General features: G+C 71.5%; 20 protein-coding genes. 7 read left to right on the forward strand and 13 right to left on the reverse strand.

Annotated elements, in window-relative coordinates:
• Positions 1-8: 8 nt before the first annotated feature.
• Positions 9-455, reverse strand: a complete 447-nt coding sequence (locus AC6EUL_RS04080) for a MarR family winged helix-turn-helix transcriptional regulator (protein WP_499869096.1) — start codon at positions 453-455, stop codon at positions 9-11.
• 242 nt (positions 456-697) lie between these two features.
• Here AC6EUL_RS04080 and AC6EUL_RS04085 point away from each other — a divergent pair, with 242 nt between their 5' ends.
• Complete coding sequence (locus tag AC6EUL_RS04085) at positions 698-1,795, forward strand: branched-chain amino acid aminotransferase (RefSeq protein ID WP_056270149.1); 1,098 nt, start codon at positions 698-700, stop codon at positions 1,793-1,795.
• A 24-nt stretch (positions 1,796-1,819) separates the two neighbouring features.
• Here AC6EUL_RS04085 and leuD read toward each other — a convergent pair whose 3' ends face one another.
• From leuD to AC6EUL_RS04115, 6 genes are all read right to left on the reverse strand, one after another.
• Positions 1,820-2,428, reverse strand: a complete 609-nt coding sequence (gene leuD, locus AC6EUL_RS04090; RefSeq protein ID WP_056215506.1) for a 3-isopropylmalate dehydratase small subunit — start codon at positions 2,426-2,428, stop codon at positions 1,820-1,822.
• A gap of 2 nt (positions 2,429-2,430) precedes the next feature.
• A complete protein-coding gene (gene leuC, locus AC6EUL_RS04095) occupies positions 2,431-3,879 on the reverse strand; it encodes a 3-isopropylmalate dehydratase large subunit (RefSeq protein ID WP_499868998.1) in 1,449 nt (482 codons plus the stop codon).
• Between the two features lie 297 nt (positions 3,880-4,176).
• Positions 4,177-5,289 carry an NHL repeat-containing protein gene (locus AC6EUL_RS04100; protein WP_499869000.1) on the reverse strand — a complete coding sequence of 371 codons (1,113 nt, stop codon included), beginning with the start codon at positions 5,287-5,289 and terminating at the stop codon, positions 4,177-4,179.
• A 157-nt stretch (positions 5,290-5,446) separates the two neighbouring features.
• Positions 5,447-6,469, reverse strand: coding sequence for a glycosyltransferase family 4 protein (locus tag AC6EUL_RS04105; protein WP_499869002.1), 1,023 nt, complete (start codon positions 6,467-6,469; stop codon positions 5,447-5,449).
• Positions 6,470-6,500: 31 nt separating this feature from the next.
• The gene (locus tag AC6EUL_RS04110) at positions 6,501-7,319 is read right to left on the reverse strand and encodes a glycosyltransferase family 32 protein (protein WP_056215489.1); all 819 of its coding nucleotides are present in this window, start codon (positions 7,317-7,319) and stop codon (positions 6,501-6,503) included.
• A 119-nt stretch (positions 7,320-7,438) separates the two neighbouring features.
• Positions 7,439-8,668 carry a lytic murein transglycosylase gene (locus AC6EUL_RS04115; protein ID WP_499869004.1) on the reverse strand — a complete coding sequence of 410 codons (1,230 nt, stop codon included), beginning with the start codon at positions 8,666-8,668 and terminating at the stop codon, positions 7,439-7,441.
• A gap of 290 nt (positions 8,669-8,958) precedes the next feature.
• Between AC6EUL_RS04115 and AC6EUL_RS04120 the strand changes: the two genes are divergently transcribed.
• Positions 8,959-9,189, forward strand: coding sequence for a hypothetical protein (locus AC6EUL_RS04120; protein WP_056215483.1), 231 nt, complete (start codon positions 8,959-8,961; stop codon positions 9,187-9,189).
• A gap of 426 nt (positions 9,190-9,615) precedes the next feature.
• On the forward strand, positions 9,616-10,413 hold the full coding sequence (locus tag AC6EUL_RS04125; RefSeq protein ID WP_056348982.1) for a lytic murein transglycosylase: 798 nt from the start codon (positions 9,616-9,618) through the stop codon (positions 10,411-10,413).
• Positions 10,414-10,458: 45 nt separating this feature from the next.
• Here the strand turns inward: AC6EUL_RS04125 and AC6EUL_RS04130 are convergent, their stop codons facing one another.
• From AC6EUL_RS04130 to AC6EUL_RS04140, 3 genes are all read right to left on the reverse strand, one after another.
• On the reverse strand, positions 10,459-10,833 hold the full coding sequence (locus AC6EUL_RS04130) for a phospholipase A2 family protein (protein ID WP_499869008.1): 375 nt from the start codon (positions 10,831-10,833) through the stop codon (positions 10,459-10,461).
• Positions 10,834-11,343: 510 nt separating this feature from the next.
• Positions 11,344-12,696, reverse strand: coding sequence for an L-serine ammonia-lyase (locus AC6EUL_RS04135; protein ID WP_056379215.1), 1,353 nt, complete (start codon positions 12,694-12,696; stop codon positions 11,344-11,346).
• Positions 12,697-12,876: 180 nt separating this feature from the next.
• A complete protein-coding gene (locus AC6EUL_RS04140; RefSeq protein WP_499869010.1) occupies positions 12,877-13,248 on the reverse strand; it encodes a response regulator in 372 nt (123 codons plus the stop codon).
• Positions 13,249-13,925: 677 nt separating this feature from the next.
• Between AC6EUL_RS04140 and sfnG the strand changes: the two genes are divergently transcribed.
• On the forward strand, positions 13,926-15,041 hold the full coding sequence (sfnG, locus tag AC6EUL_RS04145; protein WP_056215470.1) for a dimethylsulfone monooxygenase SfnG: 1,116 nt from the start codon (positions 13,926-13,928) through the stop codon (positions 15,039-15,041).
• Between the two features lie 44 nt (positions 15,042-15,085).
• Complete coding sequence (locus tag AC6EUL_RS04150) at positions 15,086-16,345, forward strand: SfnB family sulfur acquisition oxidoreductase (RefSeq protein WP_499869012.1); 1,260 nt, start codon at positions 15,086-15,088, stop codon at positions 16,343-16,345.
• Between the two features lie 165 nt (positions 16,346-16,510).
• Here AC6EUL_RS04150 and AC6EUL_RS04155 read toward each other — a convergent pair whose 3' ends face one another.
• Positions 16,511-19,369, reverse strand: coding sequence for an ATP-binding protein (locus tag AC6EUL_RS04155; RefSeq protein WP_499869014.1), 2,859 nt, complete (start codon positions 19,367-19,369; stop codon positions 16,511-16,513).
• A 638-nt stretch (positions 19,370-20,007) separates the two neighbouring features.
• On the opposite strand from AC6EUL_RS04155, the gene AC6EUL_RS04160 reads away from it, so the two are divergent.
• Together AC6EUL_RS04160 and AC6EUL_RS04165 are read left to right on the forward strand one after the other, a co-directional pair.
• Positions 20,008-20,502 carry a TadE/TadG family type IV pilus assembly protein gene (locus tag AC6EUL_RS04160; protein WP_499869016.1) on the forward strand — a complete coding sequence of 165 codons (495 nt, stop codon included), beginning with the start codon at positions 20,008-20,010 and terminating at the stop codon, positions 20,500-20,502.
• Between the two features lie 45 nt (positions 20,503-20,547).
• The gene (locus AC6EUL_RS04165) at positions 20,548-21,153 is read left to right on the forward strand and encodes a TadE/TadG family type IV pilus assembly protein (protein WP_162248639.1); all 606 of its coding nucleotides are present in this window, start codon (positions 20,548-20,550) and stop codon (positions 21,151-21,153) included.
• A gap of 62 nt (positions 21,154-21,215) precedes the next feature.
• On the opposite strand, the gene AC6EUL_RS04170 is transcribed toward AC6EUL_RS04165, so the two are convergent.
• Complete coding sequence (locus AC6EUL_RS04170) at positions 21,216-22,601, reverse strand: pilus assembly protein TadG-related protein (RefSeq protein ID WP_056348965.1); 1,386 nt, start codon at positions 22,599-22,601, stop codon at positions 21,216-21,218.
• A gap of 152 nt (positions 22,602-22,753) precedes the next feature.
• Positions 22,754-23,761, reverse strand: coding sequence for an HD-GYP domain-containing protein (locus tag AC6EUL_RS04175; protein WP_056270193.1), 1,008 nt, complete (start codon positions 23,759-23,761; stop codon positions 22,754-22,756).
• Between the last annotated feature and the right edge of the window lie 191 nt (positions 23,762-23,952).

Below are 23,952 nucleotides of genomic sequence, written 5' to 3' on the forward strand. Positions count from 1 at the left end.
CGCGGCCTTCAGCGGGGCGCGGAGGCCTGCAGAGCCGCGAAGACGCGCAGGCTCGCCTCGAGATCGGCGGTGCCGACCTCGGCGAAGACCGCGGCGCGCAGGTGGGCAAGATCGGCCTCCATGCGGGCGACCACGGCCATGCCGGCGGGCGTCAGGCTGAGCACCTTGGCCCTGCGGTCGGTGGGGTCCTCGCGGCGGAGCGCGAGGCCGGCCTCGCAGAGCTGGTCGAGGAGACGGACCAGCGACGGGCCCTCGATGCCGACGGCCTCCGCGAGGGCGTTCTGACGCGGAGCGCCGTCGAGACGGGCGATCATGATCAGCGGCACGGCGGTGGCGTCCGAGAGGCCGTGCGCCTCCATCACGGCGTTGGCGGCGCGGCGCCAGTGCCGCCCCGTCAGCAGCAGGGTGTGCGTGTAGGCGAGGCGGAGCTGGTCCAGGCGGCGGTCGGGCGGCACATCGACCGGCGCCGGATCCGCGGACGGTTTTCGGGGCGGCACGCGTGAGGCTCCTGTGACACCGACCGGTGGACGATCCGGTTCTCTTTTCGTTTGCGCATTATTAGGATGCAATCCGTTTGATCGCAAGCGGACATCGTCGTATCAGGGCACCAGCCCACGTCTCGTCGTCCGGATGCGCCCGGCGGCCCGCGCCGCACCGGCCCTTGATTGATCCGACGAGACGTAAGTAAGGACTGACGATGAGCGCCCCCGACGACCTCTCCTTCACCACGCAGCCGCACGCCTCGCCCGTCTCGCCGGAGCGCCGGGCCGAGCTCCTCGTCGATCCCGGCTTCGGGCGGGTGTTCACCGACCACATGGTGACGATCCGCTACGTCGAGGGGCGGGGCTGGCACGATGCCCGCGTCGAGGCGCGCGCGCCGATCGCCCTCGATCCGGCGGCGGCGGTGCTGCACTACGCCCAGGAGATCTTCGAGGGGCTGAAGGCCTACCGCACCGCCGACGGCGGCGCCGCCCTGTTCCGGCCGGAGGCCAACGCCCTGCGCTTCCGCCGTTCGGCCGAGCGCCTAGCGATGCCGCCGCTGCCCGACGCCGTCTTCGTCGAGTCCGTCAAGCAACTGGTCAGCGCCGACCGCGACTGGATCCCGTCGAGTGAGGGCGGCAGCCTGTACCTGCGCCCCTTCATGATCGCCAGCGAGGTGTTCCTCGGGGTCAAGCCGTCCTCGGAATACCTCTACCTCGTCATCGCCTCGGCGGTGGGCGCCTACTTCAAGGGCGGCTCCGAGACCGTGACGGTCTGGGTCTCGCGGGACCAGACCCGTGCCGCGCCCGGCGGCACCGGTGCGGCCAAGTGCGGCGGCAATTACGCGGCCAGCCTGCGCGCCCAGGCGGCAGCGGTGGAGCATGGCTGCGCCCAAGTGGTTTTCCTCGACGCGGTCGAGCGCCGCTGGGTCGAGGAACTCGGCGGCATGAACATCTTCTTCGTCTTCGACGACGGCTCGATGGTCACCCCGCCCCTGAGCGACACCATCCTGTCGGGCATCACCCGCGACTCGATCCTGACCCTGGCGAAGGCCGACGGCATCACGGTCGCCGAACGGCCCTATTCCATCGACGACTGGAAGGCGGACGCCGCCAGCGGACGGCTGCGCGAGGTCTTCGCCTGCGGCACCGCCGCGGTCATCACCCCGGTCGGGACCGTGCGCAGCGCGGACGGGGAATTCTCGGTCTCGGACAACGTCGCCGGCCCGGTGACGAAGCGCCTGCGCTCGGCCCTCGTGGACATCCAGCGCGGCAACGCCCCCGATCCCCACGGGTGGGTCACGCGGGTGTACTGAGCCGCCGGCAGCCCCGAGCCCGGCTCAGGCGAGCCAGGGCTGGGCCGCGAGGTGCCGGGCCTGGAACGCCCGGATCGCCTCCGCGTGGTCGAGGGTGGCCCCGATCGCGTCGAGGCCCCGGACGAGGTGATCCTTGCGCCGGGCCGGGATGGCGAAGCCCTGCACCGCGCCGTCCGCGGTGGTGATGGTCTGGGCGGGCAGGTCGATCGTCATATGGTTCCGGGCGGGGTCTGCGGCCCGGGCCGACAGTTCCGCGACGGGTCCGGGCGCCAGCTCGATCAGCAGCAGGCCGTTATTGGCGGCGTTGTCGGCGAAGATGCCGGCGAAGCTGGTGCCGATGACCGCGCGGATGCCGCCCTGGAGCAGGCCCCAGACCGCGTGCTCGCGCGACGAGCCGCAGCCGAAATTCGGGCCGACCACCAGGATGCAGGCCCCCTGCCATGCGGGCCGGTTGAGGACGAAGTCCGGGCGCGGCTGGCCGGGGCCGGCATAGCGCAGGTCGTGGAAGGTGGCCGCCCCCAAGCCCGCGCGGTCGATCCCCTTGAGGAACTGCTTGGGCATGATGACGTCGGTGTCGATGTTGGCCCCGGGCAGGCCGGCGGCCGGGCCCGCGACGATCGTGAACGGCTGCATGGTCAGGTCTCCGGCGCGAGGCGGTTTTCCGGCGCGAAGCGGCGGCTGTCGGTGAGGTGGCCGGCAATGGCCGCGGCCGCCACCATGGCGGGGCTCATCAGGTGGGTGCGCGCGCCCACACCCTGACGGCCCTCGAAGTTGCGGTTGGTGCTGGAGGCGCAGCGCTCGCCCGGCGCCAGCACGTCGTCGTTCATGGCCAGGCACATCGAGCAGCCGGATTGGCGCCACTCGAAGCCGGCATCGCGGAAGACCCGGTCGAGCCCCTCCGCCTCGGCCGCCCGGCGCACGCTGGAGGAGCCGGGCACCACCATGGCCTGGACGCCGTGCGCGACCCGCCGGCCGCGCACGAGGGCGGCGGCCTCGCGCAGGTCGGAGAGCCGGGCGTTGGTGCAGGAGCCGATGAAGGCGCGCTGGATCGGGATGGCCTCGAGGGGCGTGCCCGGGACGAGGTCCATGTAGGACAGTGCCCGGACCATGTCCCGGCGACGGGCCGGATCGGGCTCGGCCGCCGGATCGGGCACGCGGCCGTTGACCGGGCCCGCCTGGTCCGGGCTGGTCCCCCAGGTCACCATCGGCTCGATCGCGGCGGCGTCGAGGGCGACCTCGCGGTCGAACACGGCCCCGTCGTCGCTGCGCAAGCTCGGCCAATGGGCCGCGGCGGCCTCCCAGAGGGCGCCCTTCGGCGCGCGGGGCTTGTCCGCCAGGTAGTCCAGCACGGTCCGGTCGGGGGCCATGACGACGCCGCGGGCGCCGCACTCGACGGCCATGTTGCAGATCGTCATGCGGCCCTCGACGGACAGGGCCTCCACGGTCGGGCCGGCGAACTCGACGGCGTAGCCCGTCGCCCCGTCGGCGCCGATGCGGCGGATCAGGGCCATGACCACGTCCTTGGCGGTGACGCCCGGCGCCAGGGTGCCCGAGACCGTGACCCGCAGGGTCTTCATCCGGCGGTACACCAGGGTCTGGGTGGCGAGGTAGTGCTCGATGTCCGAGGTGCCGATGCCGAAGCCGAGGGCGCCCAACGCCCCGTAGGTGGTGGTGTGGCTGTCGCCCGCCGCCACGATCATGCCCGGCAGGACGAAGCCCTGCTCGGGGGCGACCACGTGCTCGATGCCCTGGAGCGGGTGCAGCACGTCGAGGAGTTCGATCCCGAAATCCCGGCAGTTCTCGTCGAAATACGCGACCTGCCGCGCCCCGCCGGGATCGGGCATGGCGGCGACGCGCTCCGCCGCCGTGGGATTGACGTGGTCGACCACCGCCAGGGCGGCGTCCGGCCGCCAGACCCGGCGCCCGGCGGCCCGCAGGCCGCTGAAGGCCTGCGGGCTGGTGTACTCGTTGAGCACCGTGCGGTCGACGTAGAGCAGGACGCTGGCCCCGGGGCCTTCGGCGTCGTCCAGACGGCGCACGGTGTGGGCGTCCACCAGCTTGTCGTAGAGGGTGCGGGCCTGCATCGATCGGCTCTCGGGCTCCGGCGGGACTGGGTTCAAACGGGAAACGCGGTGCGGGACTGAACCCGATCCAGGGCCGCGAAGCCAATGCCGATGCGGCATCGGGTGATGCCGAGCGCCGCACCCGGAGCCCGCCGGCCGAACGCCTTCGGGCGACGGTGGCGGCCGGGTCCGGCGGAACCAGGGGCGGATACGGGCTTCGCTCGATCAGAGCGGAGACCGGATCGGCAAGCCCGTGCGACGCTCGAGCGAAGCCCGAATCCGCCACCCCGAGGGATCGAACGCATCGGGTTCGAGGGGTCAGGGCAGGGCGGCGCGCTTGCGCAGGATCAGGTCACCCCGGAACAGGAACTTCTGGGTGCGCTTGCCGGTGTCGACCTCGGTGGTAAAGACGTTGCCGTGGCTGTCCACCGCAAGGTTGTGGACCCAGTGGAAGTCGCCCGCCATCCGGCCGTTGCGGCCGAAAGCGCCGAGCACCTCGCCGGTCTCGCGGCTCAGGGTGCGGACCTCGTTGTTGGCCCCGTCCGCGTTCAGGAGGTAGCTCTGCTCGGCGTCGGGCCAGAGCGCCAGCTCCCAGACGGAGCCGTTGGCGCGGGTGTTCGCCTCGACGAAGAACTCCTTCACGAAGGTGCCGTCGCGGCGGAAGACCTGGACCCGGTCGTTGGTGCGGTCGCAGACGTAGACCAGGCCGTCGCGGGCGATCTGCACGCAGTGGACGGGATTGCGGAACTGCTGGGCCGGAGCCGCGACCGGGTCGTAGGCCGGCAGGGTCTCGTCCGTGGGCGGCTTGCCGTAGGCGCCCCACATCCGCTTGAACGCGCCGGTCTCGGCATCGAATACGATGATTCGATGGTTGAAGTAGCCGTCGGCGACGTAGAGCTCGTTGGTCTCGGGATCGACCTGCATCGCGGCCGGCTTGCCGAGCCGCGAGGTGTCGAGGCTGTTGGTCTGCGGGCCCTGCTTGCCGATCTGCAGGACGAACCGGCCCTCGGTGGTGAATTTCAGGATCTGCCCGTCCGTGTCGCCGTTCCCGGCAAGCCAGACGAAGCCCTTGTGGTCGATGTGGATGCCGTGCTCGTTCTGCGGCCAGTCGTAGCCCTCGCCGGGGCCGCCCCAGCTGCGGATCAGGGTGCCGGCCTGGTCGAACACCAGTACGGGGGGCGCGGGGCGGCAGCACTTGGTGCGGGGCGGCGAGAGGCTTGCGGCCTTCTCGTCATCGGTGAGGGTGCGCGGGCGCTGCACCACCCAGATGTTGTCCTGCGCGTCGACGGCGACGCCCGAGGCCTGACCCATGATCCACTGATGGGGCAGCGGTTTCGGCCAGGCCGGATCGACCTGGAAGGTCAGCGGATCCGCACACGCCACACCCGACCACGCGACCGCGAGCGCGGCCAGACCAAGCCGAAGCCTCATGCTTTCCTCCCGATGTCGTCCGGCCTTGGCGACCGTCTCTTGATGATCGGCTGTTGCCGATCAGATCTTTCTGATCCGATCTTGCACACAGTATTCGCGCCCGGCGGGGAGGCGTCCAGTCGCGCCTGGGCGGAGGCGTGTCGCCGACTCGGATCTGTCACCCGGCCGGCGCGCGTCGGACCCCCTCCTGGGACGCCCCCCGGAGGACCGCCTCCCACAGGATCGCCGCCCGCTCCCAGGTCAGGGCCCGGCGCTGGAGGAGCGCGCCGGCGCTGAGCTCCGACCAGAGGTCGTCCTGGGTGGCGAGGCTCACGACGGCCTCGGCGAAGGCCGCATCCGTCCCGGCGATCCAGCCGTTCACGCCGTGCTGCACCCGCTCGGCGAGGGCGCCGATACCGGCGGTCACCACCGGCAGCCCCATGGCCTGGGCCTCCGCCGCCGCGAGGCAGAAGGTCTCGTCGGGGGAACCGGGGCAGACCATGGCGCGCGCGGTGCCGTAGAACGCCGCCAGGGCGGCGGCCCCACGGCGGGGGTGGAACACCACCGGCCCGCGATCGTCGGGCGAGTCGGGCTGTTCGGATCCGAAGACGTGGAGCTTCGCGCCCGAGGCGATCAGGGGCGCGGCGCTGCGCCAGAGCCGCAGCATCCGGTCGAGGCCGCGCTGGGGCTGGGAGGCGTAGACGAAGTCCCGGCTCCGGCCCCGCGTCGGCTCGGGCGTCAGGAAGACGGGCGAGACGCCGTGCGGGACGACGTGGCGGCGCCGGAAGGGATAGAGCGGCGACATGTTCCGCGCCGCGAGGGTGCCGACGAAGACGGCCTCCGGCCGCAGGGACAGGAAGGGCAGGAGGTAGCCCTTCCGCACGGACTTCTCGACGTTCAGCGGATTGTGGACCCAGACGATGCCGCGCCGGCCCGGATGGTCGCGGAGCGGGCGGGGGTCGTTGCTGGTGACCACCGCGTCGGCCTCGCAGGCCGCCGCCTCGCCGAGGGGGATGTTGCGGACGCCGTCCCGCTCCACCGTCCCGCTCCGTCGGGTGGCCAGAATCACCGCCCAGCCCCGTCGGGCCAGGGCGCGGGAGAGGGCGATGTTCGTGCTCTCGATCCCGCCGAGGCCGATCGCGGGCGGCGTGTCGAGGCCGAAGGCCACCGGCGTCGCGCAGATGAACAGGACCCGACGCATCGACATCTCCAGGGATCGCGTGTCCGGCCGGTCAGAGGCCGAGGCTCCGGGCCTGCTGGCCGAGCCAGGAGGTGGGCGGCGGGGGAGCGTCCCGGCCGATCGACCAGAGCTTGCCGCGCCAGGCATGCACCGAAACCGTCTCGGGCCCGATGAGCGTGCGCGCCGCCCGGTCGTCCGCCTCGGTCAGGAGGTGGGCGTCGTCGTCGCCGAGGGGATAGAACACCGCCCGCGCCCGGGCATGGCCCTCCAGGCGGAGCTTGCGCACGAAGTAGGTGAGGGCGCGCGGGCCGATCGCCAGGCGCTCCGGGTGGAACGGGATGCGCTTGCCGACCAGCAGTTCGAGGCGGCGTTTGACCCGGATGTGTCCGGTCGCCCAGGGCGCCCGGATCGGCACCGTCGAGATCGCGTCCCAGTAGCGGGTGACGAGCTCGGACTCCGGCGGGGCCGACAGGATCGCGTTGTTGAGGCGGCTCGCGTTGAGCCAGCCGAACAGGTACTCGGCCGCGCCGGCGGGCGTCTCGAGGGGGCGCTGGAAGACGCAGTCCAGGTCCGACCAGATGCCCTTGCCGTCGCGGATCAGGCTGAGGCGCAGGTAGTCGGCGTAGAAGGCGAGGACCCCGCGGCTGCGATAGAGATCCGCCATGACGTTGGGGCCGATCCCCTCGCGGGCATCGATCACCGAGCCGGGCAGCCCCTGCGCGCGCAGGGCGGCGACATCGTGCGCGTAGATGTGGAGCGGGTGTCCGGCCGCGACGATCGAGGCGGCGCTGAGCCGTTCGAGCCAGGTCACCGGCCCTTCCCAGTAGGTGACGATGGTCCTCGGTGGCGTTCGCTCGGGCGCAACGGGCATGGCCGCGGATCGACTCATTCCCTCTCATGCCCTTCCGTCTCGCCGCCGCGCGGCCTCGGTTCCCCGGGGCTGCTCTATCGCGGCCCCTCCGGCGCGACCACCGCTAAATCCGGTCCGGATCACGGGGAGGCCAGGATCCGCTCCCGCAACGGGGCATCCGCGTAACCGTCGGGGGGCAGGCCGTTGGCGGCCTGGTAGGCACGGATCGCCGCCCGCGTCCGGGGGCCGATCTTGCCGTCGGCGCCGCCGGCCGGAAACCCGCGCTCGGCGAGGCGCAGCTGCAGCGCCCGGACGTCGCCGGTACTGGGCATCACCGCGTCGCGCGGCCAGTCCCGGATGAAGCCCGGCTCGCCGCGCAGGCGGTCGGACAGGTGCGCCACGCTGAGCGCGTAGGCGAGGGCGGTGTTGTAGCGCAGGATGACCCGGAAGTTGGGCTGGAGCAGGAAGGCCGGCCCGCGCGCGCCCGCCGGCAGAACCAGCGTCGCCGGGCCGCCCGCCTCCGTCAGCGGCTGGACCGGGATCACGCCGCGGTCGCGCCAATCCGCGAGGCTGCGCTCCGTGGTCTCGTCGGCCAGGGCGAGGTCGAACCCCTCCGGCAGCCGGGCCTCGCTGCCCCAGCGCGCGCCGGAGCGCCAGCCCATCGCCACGAGGTAGTTGGCCGTGGAGGCGAGGGCGTCCGGCACCGAGGTCCAGATGTCGCGCCGGCCGTCCCCGTCGAAATCCACCGCATAGGCCTGGTAGACGGTCGGCATGAACTGGGTGTGGCCCATGGCCCCGGCCCAGGATCCCGTGAGCGGCCCGGGGGGCGCCTTGTCCTGGGCCTGGATTTCCAGGGCGGCGATCAGCTCCGCGCGCCAATAGGGCGCCCGCGCCGTCTCGGTGCAGGCCAGCGTCGCCAGAGCGCGCAGGACGGGACGGACGATCCCGGGATCCTCGAGCACGCTGCCGTAGGTCGATTCGACCCCCCAGAAGGCCGCCAGGACGAAGCGGTCGACGCCGTGTCGGGCCTCGATGGCATCGAAGGTCGCGGACCATTCCGCCAGCTTGCGCCGGCCTTCGGCGATCCGCGCCTCGGTGAGGTTGGCATCGAGGTAGGACCAGATCGGCGTCACGAATTCCGCCTGGGCCTGCGGCGCGGCGGCCACCTCGGAATCGGGGGAGAGGGCGCGCAAGCCGTCCGCCACCCGCGCAGGAACGCCACGCGCCTCCGCTTCGGCGGCGATCGCCCCGGTGCACAGCCCGAAGGCGCGGGGTTGCGCCTCGCCCCCGGATGCGGCACCCGCGGCGGGGGCCGCGGTCTCGGCCGACGCGGTACGGCCCGCCTCCGGAAGCAGGAACAGGGCGGCCATGAGAGAGATCGCGGCGGCAGGCCCGCGCAAAACCCCGGAGCGTCGCTGGCGGCACCACATGCGGGTCGTCTCCTCTCCTCGTTCCGTCGGGAGCCTAGCGTCGCCGATCGGAGGGCGGAAGCGGTCCCTGGCGACGCCTCGCTCCCCGCGGACCGCCGCGTGATCGGGACGCGCCGGCCTGGCCGCGGCACCCACCGGCCGTTTCGAAGCCGGCGCTGCGCGTCCACGATCGGGCGAGGGAGGATCGCTATGCGTTGCCGGAACCGGCGTGATCGCCCGCGAGGCGGCCGATGCTGATCGCGCTGCTACTGGTCGTGGGCGGGATCGCGATCGGCTTCTGCAGCCGGGTCATGACCGCCGTCGGATTGTCCGGTCTCGTGGTCGTCCTGTCGGTCGTGGTCTGGATCGCCCGGGGCGACGCCTCCGGCATCGGCGGCCTCGTGCTGCTCGCCCATCTCAGTGCCCTGCAAAGCGGCTACCTGCTCGGCGCCTATCTGCGCGTCCGCGCCGACGACCCCTGACGGCGCGGCGGCCTCACCAGAACCAGACCGCCGTCTCGCTGAGCGCCAAGATCGGCCACCACAGAAGTAGGGCCGTCGCGCAGGAAACGAGCACCAACGCCAGGGGCGGGCGCCGGTTCGGGCCAGGACGGCGTGTCTTGATGCGGAACATGATCGATGCGGCCCGGGACAGTTCGACGTTCGTCTAGGGCTGAACTGCAGGGTCCGGACCGTCCCGGCGGCGAGGTCGACGCGACGGCGCGGCGCTGTATTCGGACATCTCTGCGTAACCAAACGCGGGGAAGTGATGTCCGTGGCCTGGTTCACAAGCAAAATTGCCGCAATGTGGCTCGACTCACGGCCGCGTTTGCCGCCTTGCTCCGCGCAAGGGGTCACCATCGATCCGTGCGGCCCCGGGGCGGCGCCGCACGGCCAGGGAGTTTTGACATGATCGGACGTGGGTATCGGACGCCGTGGCTCGCGGCGGCCTTCGCGGCGCTCGTCTGTGCGACGGGCGGGGCGAACGCGGCGCAATGCGGCAACAGCGCGGCCGGCTTCGAAGCCTGGAAGCGGGAATTCGCCGAGGAGGCGCGCGGCCGGGCCAGCGCCGCGAGCCTCGCCGCCCTGATGGGCACGTCCTACTCGACGGCGACGATCTCGGCCGATCGCGGCCAGAAGAGCTTCAAGCTCTCACTGGACCAGTTCCTGGCCAAGCGCGGCGGCAACACCATCGTGTCCCGCGGCCGCGCCCTCAAGGCCCAGAACGCCGCCCTGTTCGACTCGATCGAGCAGCGCTACGGCGTGCCGCCGGGTCCGCTCCTGGCGATCTGGGGCATGGAGACGGGCTTCGGCGCGGTGAAGGGCAACGTGAACACGCTCTCGGCGGTCGCGACGCTGGCCTACGATTGCCGCCGCTCGGCCTACTTCACCGACCAGCTCTACGCCGCCCTCACCCTGGTGGATCGCGGCGTCCTGACCGCGAGCACCCGGGGCGCGGCCCACGGCGAGGTCGGCCACACCCAGTTCCTGCCCAAGAACGTCCTGAACTATGGCGTCGGCGGCAGCCTCGACAGCTCGGCCAACGCCCTCAACTCCACCGCGAACTTCCTCAAGGGCCATGGCTGGCGCGCGGGCGCCGGCTACCAGCCGGGCGAGCCGAACTTCGCCGCCATCCAGGGCTGGAACGCCGCCTCCGTCTACCAACGCGCCATCGCGCTGCTGGGCGAGCGCATCGACGGCCGCTAGCGGCCCGGTCCGCGCTCCGCGCCCCGGCGCGGAGCGCGTCCGGCCTCAGGGCCGCAGCCCGGCGACGTCGTCGCTGCAGAGCATCAGGTCGGTCGCGCCCGCCACGAGACCGGCGACGGCGCGCAGGTCCTGCGGCTCGCGCGGGCTCGCCGCCACGCGGCCGGCATCGCGCTTGAGGGCGCGGTTGCAGCCGCAGGAGGGCAGGCCTCCGTCGGGCGTGCAGGCGTCGTGCCTGCGGCACGCGGCATCCAGCGCGTCGATCGGAGTCACATCCATGCCGTCGTTGCCGGGGCCGCAATAATGCCCGTGCATGAGCAGGGTCGGGCGCGGCGTCTGACCGGGACCCGTCAGGTCCTGGGCGGCGAGGGGCGTGGCGAGGCTGAAGGCTCCGAGAAGCAGGGCGAGCGTCAGGGTCCGCATGGCGGGTCTCCGGTCAGGGGATGGGGTCGGGAAATCGCGGGGTTCGAGCCCGCCGGACGCGTGGCGGCACCGACTATGGAATCGGGCGGACGCGGGCGCGGGGCTGCGCCCGAAGGCGGCAGGGTGCGACGCGCTCAGGCCGGGGGAGCGCCTCGGATGAGCGCCCGGACGCGGTCCGGCCCGGCGGTTCCGATGGTCGGCGATGCGAAGGTCATGGTGTCACGGTCCCGCGTCTTGGCAGGACGGATCGGACGCGGGCCGCACGCGCTGGCCGCATCTGCCGTCCGGTAGACCCCTCGGGCGTTACAACCGGATCGGAACCGCTGCGTTCCATAGTTTTCGCAGAGCCTCCGGTCCGGAACGGCGAACGTTGGCCAGGCTCACGCCTGCAGGCGGGCATGCGCGACGGGACCCTGACAGGTCAGCCGACGTCCAAGCTAGGCACCGTGCCGGTCTGAGCGCCCTTCCGCCGCGATCAGGAAACGCAATCGTTCCTTTTCGCGACCATCCTCAGCAGGCCGCGACGTTCACCGCGAGGCCGCCCAGCGAGGTCTCCTTGTACTTCGCCTGCATGTCGTGGCCGGTCTGGCGCATGGTCTCGATGACCTCGTCGAGGCTGACGCGGTGAATGCCATCGCCGCGCAGGGCCAGGGATGCGGCCACCACCGCCTTGTTGGCCCCGAAGGCATTGCGCTCGATGCAGGGGATCTGCACCAGCCCGCCGATGGGATCGCAGGTCATGCCGAGATGGTGCTCCATCGCGATCTCGGCGGCGTTCTCCACCTGTGCCGGGCTGCCGCCGAGGAAGGCCGCGAGGCCCGCCGCTGCCATCGCGGCCGCCGAACCGACCTCCCCCTGGCAGCCGACCTCGGCGCCCGAGATCGACGCGCGGGTCTTGATCAGGCCGCCCACCGCCGCGGCCGTGAGCAGGAATTCCCGGGCGCGGGCCTCCGACCAGTCGGGGCAGAAGTCCCGGGCGTAGCGCAGGACGGCCGGCACGATCCCCGCCGCGCCGTTGGTGGGCGCCGTCACCACCCGTCCGCCGGCCGCGTTCTCCTCGTTCACCGCCAGCGCGTAGAGGCTGATCCAGTCCACGATCTCGTGGGCGGCGCGCGCATTGCGCAGGCGCCCGGCGGTGAGGTCCTCGTGCAGCCGCTTGGCCCGCCGGCGCACCTTGAGGCCGCCGGGCAACTCGCCGTCCTGGCGCAGACCCCGGTCGATGCAGGCGAACATCGCGTCGCGGATGTCGTCGAGGCCGGCCTCCACGGCATCGGGCGTGCGAGTGCCGCACTCGTTGGCGAACTGCACCTCGGCGATGGTCCGGCCCTCGGCGACACAGAGGGCGAGGAGGCCGGCGGCACTGGCATAGGGCAGGGGGCAATCCGCCTCCGCGCCCGCCCCCCCTTGCGCCTCCGCCTCCGTCACCACGAAGCCGCCGCCGATGGAGTAGTAGATCTCGCTGTCGCGGATCGCCCCGGCGGCATCGAGGGCGCGAAAGCGCAGGCCGTTGGTGTGCAGGGGCAGCACGTCGGTAAAGTTGAACGCGAGGTCCGCGGCCGGGTCGAAGGCCGGGCCCGCGGGGGCCAGCCGCTTCTCCGCACCGAGGGCCGCGACGAGGCCGGCCACCCCGTCCGGGTCGACGGATCGGGGGTCGTGGCCGAGGAGCCCGAGGAAGATCGCCGTGTCGGTGCCGTGCCCGCGTCCCGTCCAGGCCAGGGAGCCGAAGATCTCCGCCTGGATGCGGGCGAGCCCGGGCAACCCCGCGGTCCGGGCGCGGAAGCGGAGCGCGGCCAGCATCGGGCCGACGGTGTGCGAGCTCGACGGGCCGATCCCGATCTTGAAGAGGTCGAAGGCGCTGATCATCGGCTCTCGCGTTCCGGATGGGACCGACGCCCGGGCAGGAGCGCCGCCACCGCTCTTCCACGCTGCGGGCGGGCGCCGGCCGGGAGGCGGCGCCCCGCCTGATACACCGCCGGGCCCGGGCCGCGCATCCTGAATTCGCGCCGCTGCCGACCCAGGGCCGCGCGGTGGAATCCCGGCGGATCAGGCCGCGGCGCGGTCGAAATCGGTCCGGTCGGCGGCCGAGGCCAGGAGCTCGGCGACCAGGGCGACGAGTTGATGCCCGTGATAGGGCGTGCGCAGGCACAAGGCCCCCGGCTCCAGGGTCTCGCCGTCGAGCTGGCGAAGGGAGCGGGCGGTGTAGACGACGCCCACCGCCGGATCGAGACAGCGGGCCACGCCGGCGAGCGAAAGGCCGTCCACCGTGTCGCGCACGTCGGCATCGGTCACCAGCACGTCGACGCGGCGCTCGCCGGTCTGGGCGAGGAGCAGGCTCTCGACCTCGCCGGCCGTGCGCGCGCCGAGCACCGCGTAGCCCGACATCTCCAGGCAGCTCGTGGTGATAGAGCGGGTCAACTCGTCTCCGGCAAGGAGAACCACGAGCGGTTGGCGGAACGCGGGCATCATGCGTGAACTTCCTGGGTAAACCGATCTCGCGCGCTTCGGCTTTCAAGTGGACGGTGGTTCGACGGTAGGATCGATCAATTAACGCGTCCTTAAACGACCGGTTTCACGAGGCAATATCGATTTGCTCGACAAGCACACAAGTTCGGCAATTTGGAGGAAATGCCCGCCTTATCAGCATCGACCTGCCTGAAAAGATAGCGCCCCAAGCAGGTCGGCCGCGTCGACTGGATTTTATACCCGATGGCCGCCTGGAATCAGGGCATCGCCGGGGTGAAAACCGGACGGCTCCGCTCTCCGCAGGCCTCCGCTTGCCCCAGACCCGGGCCGGGCGGGCAATCCCGCCTCGCGCTCGGGCCCACGACGCAAACCTTCGGCCAGCGCCCGCGATCGGGGAAGGAGCTTTTCCGTCCGGGCCGAAAAAAGCCGTTTGCTTCCTTTGACGCGCGATCAATACCAAGCAATCCTAAGAACAGAACGACGAACCCAAACACAGATCTGGGTAAGATCAGTCTTCACAAGCATGTGAACGCTCTGGTTTTTGTATTCAGTCCGTCAACCGATCGACATCGGGCGCACTCCGTGCGCCCTGCCGGAACGCGCGGCCCGATCAACGCAGGGGTGGGAACATGGCCTTTCAAACGGGAACTCGCGACGGCAGCGAGCCGATCCGCTTCGCCTACTGGGTGCCCAACGTCTCGGGGGGCCTCGTCATCAGCAAGATCGCCCAGCGCACGAGCTGGGACGCGCCCTATAACCGACGCCTCGCGCAGATCGCGGAGGAGGCCGGGTTCGACTACGCCCTCACGCAGATCCGCTTCACGGCCGGCTACGGTGCCGAGTACCAGCACGAATCCGTCGCCTTCAGCCACGCCCTGCTGGCGGCCACCTCCCGGCTGAAGGTGATCGCCGCCCTCCTGCCCGGGCCCTGGAACCCGACGCTCGCCGCCAAGCAGATCGCCACCATCAGCCAGATCACGGAGGGGCGCATCGCCATCAACGTGGTCTCGGGCTGGTTCTCGGGCGAGTTCCGCGCCATCGGCGAGCCCTGGCTCGACCATGACGAGCGCTACCGCCGCTCGGAGGAGTTCATCCGCGCCCTGCGGGGAATCTGGACCCAGGACAACTTCACCTTCCGGGGCGATTTCTACCGCTACAGCGACTACACCCTGAAGCCGAAACCCGCCGATCCGCAGCCCGAGATCTTCCAGGGCGGCTCGTCCCGGGCGGCGCGCGACATGGCGGCCCGCGTCTCGGACTGGTACTTCACCAACGGCAACACGCCCGAGGGCATCCGGGCCCAGGTCGACGACGTCCAAGCCAAGGCGCGCGCCAACGGCCACGCGGTGAAGGTGGGCGTCAACGCCTTCGTCATCGCACGCGACACCGAGGAAGAGGCCCGCGCCGTCCTCCAGGAGATCATCGACCAGGCCGACCCGGACGCCGTGAAGGCCTTCGGGCACGAGGCGAAGAACGCCGGCAAGGCCTCGCCGGAGGGCGAGGGCAACTGGGCCAAATCGAGCTTCGCGGACCTCGTCCAGTACAACGACGGCTTCAAGACCAATCTGATCGGCACGCCGGATCAGATCGCCGAGCGCATCGTGGCGCTGAAGGCGGTCGGCGTCGACCTCGCCCTGCTGGCCTTCCTGCACTTCCAGGAGGAGGTCGCGTATTTCGGCGAACACGTCATTCCGCGCGTCCGCGCCCTGGAGGCGGCGCGCCGCGAACAGGCGCAGGCGGCCTGAGCCAAGCCGGACCCCGAACGCGCCCCCTGATCCGGAGACACCCCATGAACATCGCCGTCAGTCCGCCCCCGCGGGACACCGATCGCTGGCCCGCCGGGGCACCCGGCCCCGAGCGCCCGGCCGCGCCGGCCCACGTCATCCGCGACGCGGCCGAGGCCCTGCGCGTCGCCCACGCCCTGGCGGCAACGTTCCAGGTCGGCGCCTCGGAGCGCGACCGCACGGGGCGCCGACCCCTGGCCGAGCTCGACGCGTTCTCGCAGAGCGGCCTGTGGTCCATCAACGTGCCGCGGGCCCATGGCGGGCCGGGGCTATCCTACGGGACCTTGGCGCAGGTCATCGCCATCGTCTCGGCCGCCGACCCGTCGATCGGGCAGATCGCCCAGAACCACCTCGGCATCGTGGCGGCGATCGACACGGTCTCGGACGAGGCCCAGAAGGCCCTGCTGTTCGGCCTCGTCCTGGCCGGCACCCGGTTCGGCAACGCCTTCTCGGAGATCGGCACGCCGCGCGCCGCCGACTTCGAGACCCACTTCGTGGAGGATGGCGACCACGTGGTGGTGCACGGCACCAAGTTCTACGCCACCGGCGCGCTGCTGGCCCACCTCGTGCCCATCGTGGCCCTCGATGGCGAGGGCCGGGCCTGGTACGCCATTGCCGAGCGCAACGCGCCGGGACTCACGGTGATCGACGACTGGTCGAGCTTCGGCCAGCGCACCACCGCGAGCGGCACCGTGCGGATCGACGGCGTGCGCGTGCCGAAAACCCACCTGGTGCCGGCCTGGAAGGGCTACACGCAGCCGAGCGCCGACGGGGCGATCTTCCAGATCATCCAGGCGGCCGTGGATGCGGGCATCGCCCGGGCGGCGCTCGCCGAGACCATCGACTTCGTGCGCACCAAGTCGCGCCCCTGGGTCGACAGCGGCCTGGCGCGCGCCTCCGACGACCCCCACACCATCCGCATCGTCGGCGACCTCACGATCCGCCTGCACGCCGCCGAGGCGCTGCTCGACCGGGCCGGCCTCGCCCTCGACGCCGCCGTGGCGGCGCCGGATGCCGAGACGGTGGCGGCCGCGCAGCTCGCAGTGGCGGAAGCCAAGGTGCTCACCACCGAGGTGGCGCTCGGCGCCAGCAACACCCTGTTCGAGCTCGCCGGCACCCGCGCGACACTGGCCGAGCACAATCTCGACCGGCACTGGCGCAACGCCCGCACCCACACGCTCCACGACCCCGTGCGCTGGAAATACGCGATCGTCGGCAACCACGCGCTCAATGGGGTGAACCCGCCCTTCCACGCGTGGAGCTGAGGCGGGACGCCGACACGCACCCTCCTCGACGACGCCCCCCCGACGCCCGCTTCGGTGCGCCGGAGCGCGGACCAAGGCACGGGTTCCACCGGGTGTCCGGCCCCGCACGCATGGGACCCGCCGGCACCCCATCGCGGACATCGTCCGCTCCGGGGGCGGGGTCCCTCAGCCGGAGCGCCGCGCCGCGGCCCCTTCCTCCGGATCGGGCGTCTGCCCAAGGCGGGCCTCAAGGGCCTCCAGGGTCCGGTCCAGGAGCGGCGACAGGCCGGCGATCTCCGCGTCCGTCGGGAGGACGGCGCTGGAGCGAGCCCTGCTCTCGATCTCTCCCAGCACCAGGCCCAGGGCCCGGCCACCGATGTTCAGGCTCATCGACTTCAGGCTGTGCGCCGCGCGCGCGATCGCCTCGGCATCGCCGCGGCTTGCCGCCGCCCGGAGGTCCGCGAGGGCCTTGGGCGCGTGGTCCCGATAGAGGCCGAGCACGCGGGCACTGAAATCGCCGCCGGCCCGGGCCGCCATGTCAATCAACCCCGCGAGCACGTCCTCGTCCAAGAGGCCGTCCGCCTCCGGCTGGGGCGCGGCGTCGGGCGAGGGACGTCGCGGCGCGACCGCGGTCTCAGTCTCGGCCTCGGGCACGAGGAAGGCCGCCAGCGTGTCGGCGAGGGCCGCCAGGGTGAAGGGCTTGGCGAGCTTGGCATCCATGCCGGCCTCGCGCCACGCCTCGGCGCCGGCCCCCACCACGTGCGCCGTGAGGGCCACGATGGGCGTGCGGACGCGGCCCTGCGCGATGGCCTCGGCCCGAATGGCCTCGGCCGCCGCGTAGCCGTCGAGGACCGGCATGCTGCCGTCCATCAGGATGAGGTCGAACGCCCGGTCGCGACAGGCTTCGAGGGCCGCACGGCCGTCCTCGACCAGGGTGAGGGCGGTGACGCCGCAGCGAGCCAGGGCCTCGCGGGCGACCTCGCGGTTCACCGGGCTGTCGTCGGCCAGGAGGATGCGCGCGGCGGGGAATTGCGGCAGGCGCGTGCGGGCGGACAGGCGGGGGCCGGAGACGAACGGCGTCCCGCCGGCCAGCGCGTCCAGGGCGCCGCGCCACTCCTCCTGGACGACCGGCCAGCCGAGGAGGTGGTCGGCCCAGCCCGCCTCCAGGACCGGCGCCGCGGCGGCATCGCCGAGGCGCGCCAGGGCCAGGACCCGGCCCGGCCCGCTCGGGCGACGGCCCAGGGCCAGGATCGTGGCCGCATCCGCGATCCAGTGCGCCGCCCCGGCCTCGGCGGCCTCCGCCGGAAGGCAGGTGAACCCGGCCTCGGCGAGGCGGAGCCCGAGGCACTCCCGCGTGGCGTCGCCCGACAGCGCGAGCACGATCCCGGCTCCGACCGCGTCGGTGCGCCGGACGAGGGTCGGCGCATCGGCGTCGCCCGCCTCCAGGGGCAGCTCGGCCCAGAAGGTCGAGCCGGCGCCGAGCACGCTCTCGACGCCCATGCGGCCGCCCATGGCGAGGGCGAGGCGATGGGCGATCGAGAGGCCGAGGCCGGTGCCGCCGAAGCGCCGGGTGGTCGACTGATCGGCCTGCGCGAAGGCCGAGAACAGGGTGCCGACCTTGTCGGCCGGGATGCCGACGCCGGTATCCCGAACGCTGAGGCGCAGCGTGCCGGCCGCGCCGCGCTCCAGCCGCACCAGGACCGAGCCGGACGGGGTGAACTTTAGGGCATTGTTGACGAAGTTGCTGAGGATCTGGCCGAGGCGCACCGGATCGCCGATCACGTGGCGCGGCAGGTCCGGCGCCACGTAGGCGGCGAGGTCGAGGCCGTTCTCGACGGCCTTCTCGGCGAAGAGCGAGACCACGGTGTCGACGACCTCGGACGGATCGACGGCGATGCGCTCCAGATCGAGCTTGCCCGCCTCCACCTTCGCGAAGTCGAGGATGTCGTTGATGATCGCCAGCAGGCTCTGCCCGGAGCGGGCGACCACCTCGGCGTAGCGCTGCTGCCGCTGCGGCAGCGCGGAGGCCGCCAGGAGTTCGGCCATCACCAGCATGCCGTTGAGCGGCGTGCGGATCTCGTGACTCATGGTGGCCAGGAACGTCGACTTGGCGGCGTTGGCGGCCTCGGCCGCCTGCTTGGCCTCGTGCAGGTCGGCCGTGCGTTCCGCCACGTCGGCCTCCAGGCGCTGCATGTGCTGCGCCAGGCGGGCGTCGCGCTCCCGCACGGTGTCGAGGAGCGCGTTGAACGAGCGCGCCAGCACACCGACCTCGTCGTCGCGCGCGATCACCGCGCCCTGCGTGTAGTCCTGCTCGATGCGGACGCGGTCCATGGTGCCGGCGAGCGCCGCGATCGGCTGGGTGATCCCCCGCTGGATCGCGTAGGAGATCGCGAAGCCCAGGACCATGACGAGGCTCGAGATCAAGGCCGAGGTCCGGAGCAGCGCCAGCAGACGGTCGTTGAGGTCGGCCAGGTCGGAGACGAGGATGAGATTGCCCACCGTCCGGCCCGCCTCCTCAACGGTCACCGCCACCAGGGCGGTCCGGCTGGCGAGGAGGGCAAGGGGCGACTGCCCCTTGCGCAGGTCGAAATCATCGGTGAGGCGGGCCGTGAGGCCCCGGTCCGCCAGGATCGAGCCGTCGGGCCGCTCGATGGCCGCATAGACCAGCTCGCTCCGCTCGGCCGCTCCGGGACTGCCGTCCGGGGTCTCGCCGTCGTTCGTCTCGCCGTTGAGGATCCTGGCGTCGCGGGTCTTGCCGATGGCGTTCAGGACGCGGGCCGCCGCCGCCTCGTCCCCGGCCGCCGTGGCCCCCGCGCTCGCCGCCGCGAGCACGTTGGCGATGGCGACGAGGGCATCCCGCTTGTCGTCGGCGTAGCGGTTCACCTCCTGCCAGAGCGAGAGCAGCGTTCCGGCCAGGAAGGCGATCGCCACGGAAGCGCACATCGCCAGGGCCAGGCGTCCGGCCAGGGTGCGCGGCCGACCCGGACGCCGGGCGGACGGACGGGTTTCGCGGGACGGGTCGGGCGCGTGCCGGGGATCGGTCATGGTCGCGCCAGCGTACCGGCTGTTGGTTGGAAGGGTCTTAATCGTCCACCGAGCGCACAGTCGCGTCACGGCCGGAACGAGCCCAGAGGCACGAATTCGGCCAACCCCATCCGCAACCAGTGCGAGCACCGAAAGTCCAGCAGCGCTCAGGCGCTGAACCTCTGCTTCCGGATTCGGTCATCGGGAGAGACGATCCCTCACAAACTCCCGGTGGTGCGGCGGCGAATGCGTCGATGCATTCAGGGCGGGAAACCTTTTAGGCTGGCTTGCCGGAATCTTAAGGGCTCGGCGCTAGACCAGGGCAGGGCTGCCGACGCCCCCTCGAACGCGTTCCGATCGGCCGCCCGATCCGTATGCCGCCCCTCCCCATGTGCGATCCCGCGAAACCCGAACCTGCAACTTCCGAACTCGCAAATGTCGAACTCGCAGGTCCTGATCGCGCGAGTCCTGAGCCCGCGAGTCCTGAGCTCGCAAATCCCGAGCTCGCAAGTCCCGAGCTCCCAAGTCCCGAGCTCCCAAGTCCCGATCGCGTCGTCGCGGGTCCCGGCCGCTCACCCGGCGACGGAGGCGGGAGGCGCCTGCGCATCGTCCCGGCACGATCCGGTCCGCAGCGGTTCGGGCAGGATCAGTCGGGCGCCATGGCGGTCGAATTCGCCCTGGTCCTGTTTCCGCTCTGCATCCTGATCTTCTTCGTCCTCGAGAACGCGCTGGTGTTCTGGGTCACGTCCGCGCTGGACAACGGCCTCGATGCCTCGATGCGGCAGTTCTACGTCCAGTCCGGCGCCTCGGCGACCTCGCTCCTCGACGCCGTGCGCAGCGAGGTCTGCCGCCAGGTCAATCCGTTCGTCCGCTGCGAGAATCTGAAGGTCGACATCGGAGTCTACGACAGCTTCACCCGGATCGACCGGACCAGCCCCATCGACCCCGCCTCGGGGACCTGGCGGGCGAATTTCGGCACCCAGCACGGCTGTCTCACGAAGGGCAGCGTGGTGGTGGTCCAGGCCGCCTTCGCGCAGCACACGTTCCAGAAGTTCGGCGTCGTGAAGACCCAGTTTCAGGACGGAAGCTGGCTCATCAACGCCACGTCCGTGCTGCAGCTGGAGGGTAATTCCACCGGCGGCAGCGGCTGTTGAGCCATGCTGGCCGCGCGCCTCCGCTCCGCGATCGCGATCCGTCAGATGGGTGTGCGAGCCGCCGCGGGCTTCGCGCGGGCCGAGGACGGCGTCGCGATCGTCGAATTCGCCCTGATCGTCCCGGTGCTGCTGCTCATCTACTTCGGGACCGTGGAGATCACGAGCGTGATGCGCAACGTGCGCAAGGTCGACATCCTGTCCCGCACCATCGGCGACACGCTCTCCCAGCGCACGATGCCGACGGCGGATGAGGTGAACGACGTGTTCCAGGTGGGACCCATCGTGCTCGCTCCCTTCGATGGCACCGGGCTGCAGATGACGGTGAGCGCGGTCGGGGTGGTGGGCGACACCGAGACGGGCCCGCTGCAGATCTGTTCCAGCGTGGCCGCGGCGGGATCGCCGGTCCGCACCGCCGGGGCGCCGGCCCCCGTCGCCGTCGCCGACAGCCTGCAGCCGAAGGGGACGCGCCTGCTGCTCGTGGAGATCAGCGTCCCCTACAGGCCGGTGACCGGCTCCTCCCTGTTCAGCGATGGCGGCCCGGGCTTCGTCATCACCCGCAGGACCCTATGGCCGGTCCGGTACGGACGGCGCTACGCGAGCATGAGCCCCGAGGTCGTCCTGGGCAACGGCGCCTCCTGCCCGCCGCGCTGAGCGGCCGGCCCGGTCGAGTGCAGGAGCCGGGGGCCGGGGGCCGGGAGCCGATGGCGCTCGACCTACTGCGTAAGCTGCGTGTCGGCCGAGCTCGGTCCGACGCCGGCCGGCACGGGCACGTCGGTGCTGCCGTAGCGGGCGTTCAGCATCAGGTTCGGGCCGTCATAGAGATTGATCGTGCGGGCGATGATCACCGTGTAGGCCGACTGGTCGGCCACCGGCTTCTTGGAATCGATGATCAGGCGTCCGAGGGGCAGGTAGATGGTCCCCAGGAGCGTGCGGGCGTTGTCGCTGATGATGCGGTACTCGCGCAGGGCGACGAACCCGCCGGGCGCGGGCTTGGGCTTGCCCTTGCCGCTGAGGGGCGGGGGCAGGGTGGCCGGAATGGTCGCGTTGCGGTCCTCGAAGAACAGCAGCCCCGCCAGGAGGCCGTCCTTCGGCGCGGTGAGGCTGACGACGCTCTTCTCATCGAAGAGCAGGCCGCCGCGCACCCCGGTGAAGTAGAAGCCCGTGTTGACGCCGCTCAGGCTGGCGCCCTTGTCGACGACGAGGGGGCCGTCCTTGAGGATGTAGATCCCGGGCTGCAGCGTTACGGTCGCGCCCTTGGTGAGGTGCAGGCCGCCGCAATAGGTGCCGGGCTGCAGGGTGACGATCCCGCTCACGACGTTGACGCCGTAGGTCGGGTCGTCGATGCCGTCGACGAACTTCTTCGGATCGACGAAGAACCCGAGGCTGACGCAGGAGCCCGGCGTCGGGCCCTGCCGGTCGATCAGGGGATCGCGCAGGGCGGGGCACCCGGTGGCCGGCGGCGGCGTGAAGTTGGCGCCCGACCCGGAATAGCCCCCGGCCGAGCAGGTGGAGAGGGCAGTGGCCACCGCCGCGTTCTCGCCCTGGATGCCCTCCGGGTTGGCGGAGTTCGAGTAGAGCGAGCAGTCGGTGGCGGTGATGCGGGCCGCGCTCTCCAGGTGGAAGGCGCCCATCGCCTGACGATCGAGGGCGAGCAGGCACAGCCGCGTGGTGCCGGCGAGCTTCGCCGTCGAGGTGACGCTCACCTCCAGGCTCGGGGTGTTGAGGAGCTTGCCGAAGGACAGGGCGACCTGCTCGGTGAGCGTGAGGCGGACACCGGAATGGTTGTTGAGCACCTCCGCCGTCACGGCCGGGGGCGCCGCGCTGCCGCTGCGGGCCTGGGCCAGGGCCATGGCCTTGGCGGTGCGGAGCGCCGCCGCGTCGTCGGCATTGGCGAGCTTGAACTGGTTGACGCCCGCGATGCTGCCGCTGTCGGCGGCACGCTGGAGCTCGGCCCGCCGCTTGACCAGGGAGGCGTAATCGATCGCCACGGCGCTCAGGCCGGTCAGGATCGGAAACAGGAGGGCGACCAGAACGAGGACGCCGCCACGTTGGTCCGTGCGGAAACCGGCAGCAAGCTGGGCGGCGTGGAGGGGAGTCATGCCGCTACGCTTACAAGGGACGGGTTACCGACCTCCTGAAACCGTCCCGGAAAAATCACCGTGTTCAGCCGAAGACGGGATCAAGGTTAAGGTCACGGAGTAGAATCCCGGAGTCTTCCTGAAGGTCAGCGCCGCGCCACGACCTGTCCGGTTCAGCGCGTACGAGATTTCAGGAAGGCTTCCACGCAGGCCGGATCGAAATGACGCCCCGCCTCAGCCTGGAGATGGGCCAACGCCTCCGCGTGCGACCACGCCGTCTTGTACGGCCGATCGGAGGTCAGGGCATCGTAGACGTCCGCCACGGCCACGATCCGTCCCGACAGGGGAATGGCCTCCCCGCGGAGGCCGGCCGGATAGCCGCCGCCGTCCCAGCGCTCGTGATGGGTGGCCGCAATCTCCGCCGCGAGGCGGACCAGGCGCGAGTCGCTGCCTTCGAGGATGCGACGACCGCGCTCGGCATGCGCCTCCATCGTCCGGCGCTCGTCCGCGGACAGGCGTCCGGGTTTCAGCAGGATGGAATCCGGAACGCTGAGCTTGCCGATATCGTGCATGGTGGAGGCCAGGCTGAGCTGTTCCACGTCCTCCGCGGCAAGGCCCAATCCCTCGGCGATCCGGGCCACATATTCGGCGACCCGCGCCACGTGGTTGCCGGTCTCCGAGTCGCGATGTTCGACGGCCTTCATCAGCAGGCTGATGATCTCACGCTCGCGGGCGACGATGAGGGCGGTGGCGGCCTTCACCTCGCGATCGAGCCAGGCCGCGCGGTCGATCTGCGCCAGGCGCGCCTGGTTGAGGGCCAGCAGATTCGAGACACGGGCGCGCACTTCGACCGGATCGAAGGGCTTGGCGAGGAAATCGGTGGCGCCGGCGGCCAGAGCGTCCCGGCGCAAGGCGCGCTGGTCCAGGCTCGTCACCATGATCACCGGCACGTGCTCGAAGCCCGGGATGTCGCGGGCGGCGCGGATGAACTCGATGCCGTTCATGCCCGGCATCTCGAAGTCGGAGATGGCAACGCCGATCGCGGCCGGATTCTCGCGGACGAACGCCAGGGCATCGGCGGGCTGGAGGAAATCACGGGCCGTGCCGCCGGGCAGGTCGCGAAGGGCCTCCACCATCAGCATGTTGTTGAGGGGCGCATCATCCAGGATGAGGACGAACATCAGAGCAGCCTTGATTCAACACGCCTCGCGGAGGCCTTCCTTTACCGGAGGGTGTGCCGCCGGACCTTTAACGAAACAGCCCGGGCCGCTCGACCCGTGTCCGGGGGAAGCTTGCTCTGCGGCGCTCGCCCAAGCAATATCCTCTCTCCCCAGCACGATCGCACGCCCCGCGATTCCGGTCGGCGTAACCC

The organism is Methylobacterium sp. 001424705 (genome assembly GCF_059816145.1).

Excerpts from the sequence above, each read along its gene's own strand:
- AC6EUL_RS04085 (WP_056270149.1), top strand. The coding sequence starts at position 698 with ATGAGCGCCCCCGACGACCTCTCCTTCACCACGCAGCCGCACGCCTCG.
- leuD (WP_056215506.1), bottom strand. The coding sequence starts at position 2,428 with ATGCAGCCGTTCACGATCGTCGCGGGCCCGGCCGCCGGCCTGCCCGGG.
- leuC (WP_499868998.1), bottom strand. The coding sequence starts at position 3,879 with ATGCAGGCCCGCACCCTCTACGACAAGCTGGTGGACGCCCACACCGTG.
- AC6EUL_RS04100 (WP_499869000.1), bottom strand. The coding sequence starts at position 5,289 with ATGAGGCTTCGGCTTGGTCTGGCCGCGCTCGCGGTCGCGTGGTCGGGT.
- AC6EUL_RS04105 (WP_499869002.1), bottom strand. The coding sequence starts at position 6,469 with ATGCGTCGGGTCCTGTTCATCTGCGCGACGCCGGTGGCCTTCGGCCTC.
- AC6EUL_RS04110 (WP_056215489.1), bottom strand. The coding sequence starts at position 7,319 with ATGCCCGTTGCGCCCGAGCGAACGCCACCGAGGACCATCGTCACCTAC.
- AC6EUL_RS04115 (WP_499869004.1), bottom strand. The coding sequence starts at position 8,668 with ATGGCCGCCCTGTTCCTGCTTCCGGAGGCGGGCCGTACCGCGTCGGCC.
- AC6EUL_RS04120 (WP_056215483.1), top strand. The coding sequence starts at position 8,959 with ATGCTGATCGCGCTGCTACTGGTCGTGGGCGGGATCGCGATCGGCTTC.
- AC6EUL_RS04125 (WP_056348982.1), top strand. The coding sequence starts at position 9,616 with ATGATCGGACGTGGGTATCGGACGCCGTGGCTCGCGGCGGCCTTCGCG.
- AC6EUL_RS04130 (WP_499869008.1), bottom strand. The coding sequence starts at position 10,833 with ATGCGGACCCTGACGCTCGCCCTGCTTCTCGGAGCCTTCAGCCTCGCC.
- AC6EUL_RS04135 (WP_056379215.1), bottom strand. The coding sequence starts at position 12,696 with ATGATCAGCGCCTTCGACCTCTTCAAGATCGGGATCGGCCCGTCGAGC.
- sfnG (WP_056215470.1), top strand. The coding sequence starts at position 13,926 with ATGGCCTTTCAAACGGGAACTCGCGACGGCAGCGAGCCGATCCGCTTC.
- AC6EUL_RS04150 (WP_499869012.1), top strand. The coding sequence starts at position 15,086 with ATGAACATCGCCGTCAGTCCGCCCCCGCGGGACACCGATCGCTGGCCC.
- AC6EUL_RS04155 (WP_499869014.1), bottom strand. The coding sequence starts at position 19,369 with ATGACCGATCCCCGGCACGCGCCCGACCCGTCCCGCGAAACCCGTCCG.
- AC6EUL_RS04160 (WP_499869016.1), top strand. The coding sequence starts at position 20,008 with ATGGCGGTCGAATTCGCCCTGGTCCTGTTTCCGCTCTGCATCCTGATC.
- AC6EUL_RS04165 (WP_162248639.1), top strand. The coding sequence starts at position 20,548 with ATGGGTGTGCGAGCCGCCGCGGGCTTCGCGCGGGCCGAGGACGGCGTC.
- AC6EUL_RS04170 (WP_056348965.1), bottom strand. The coding sequence starts at position 22,601 with ATGACTCCCCTCCACGCCGCCCAGCTTGCTGCCGGTTTCCGCACGGAC.
- AC6EUL_RS04175 (WP_056270193.1), bottom strand. The coding sequence starts at position 23,761 with ATGTTCGTCCTCATCCTGGATGATGCGCCCCTCAACAACATGCTGATG.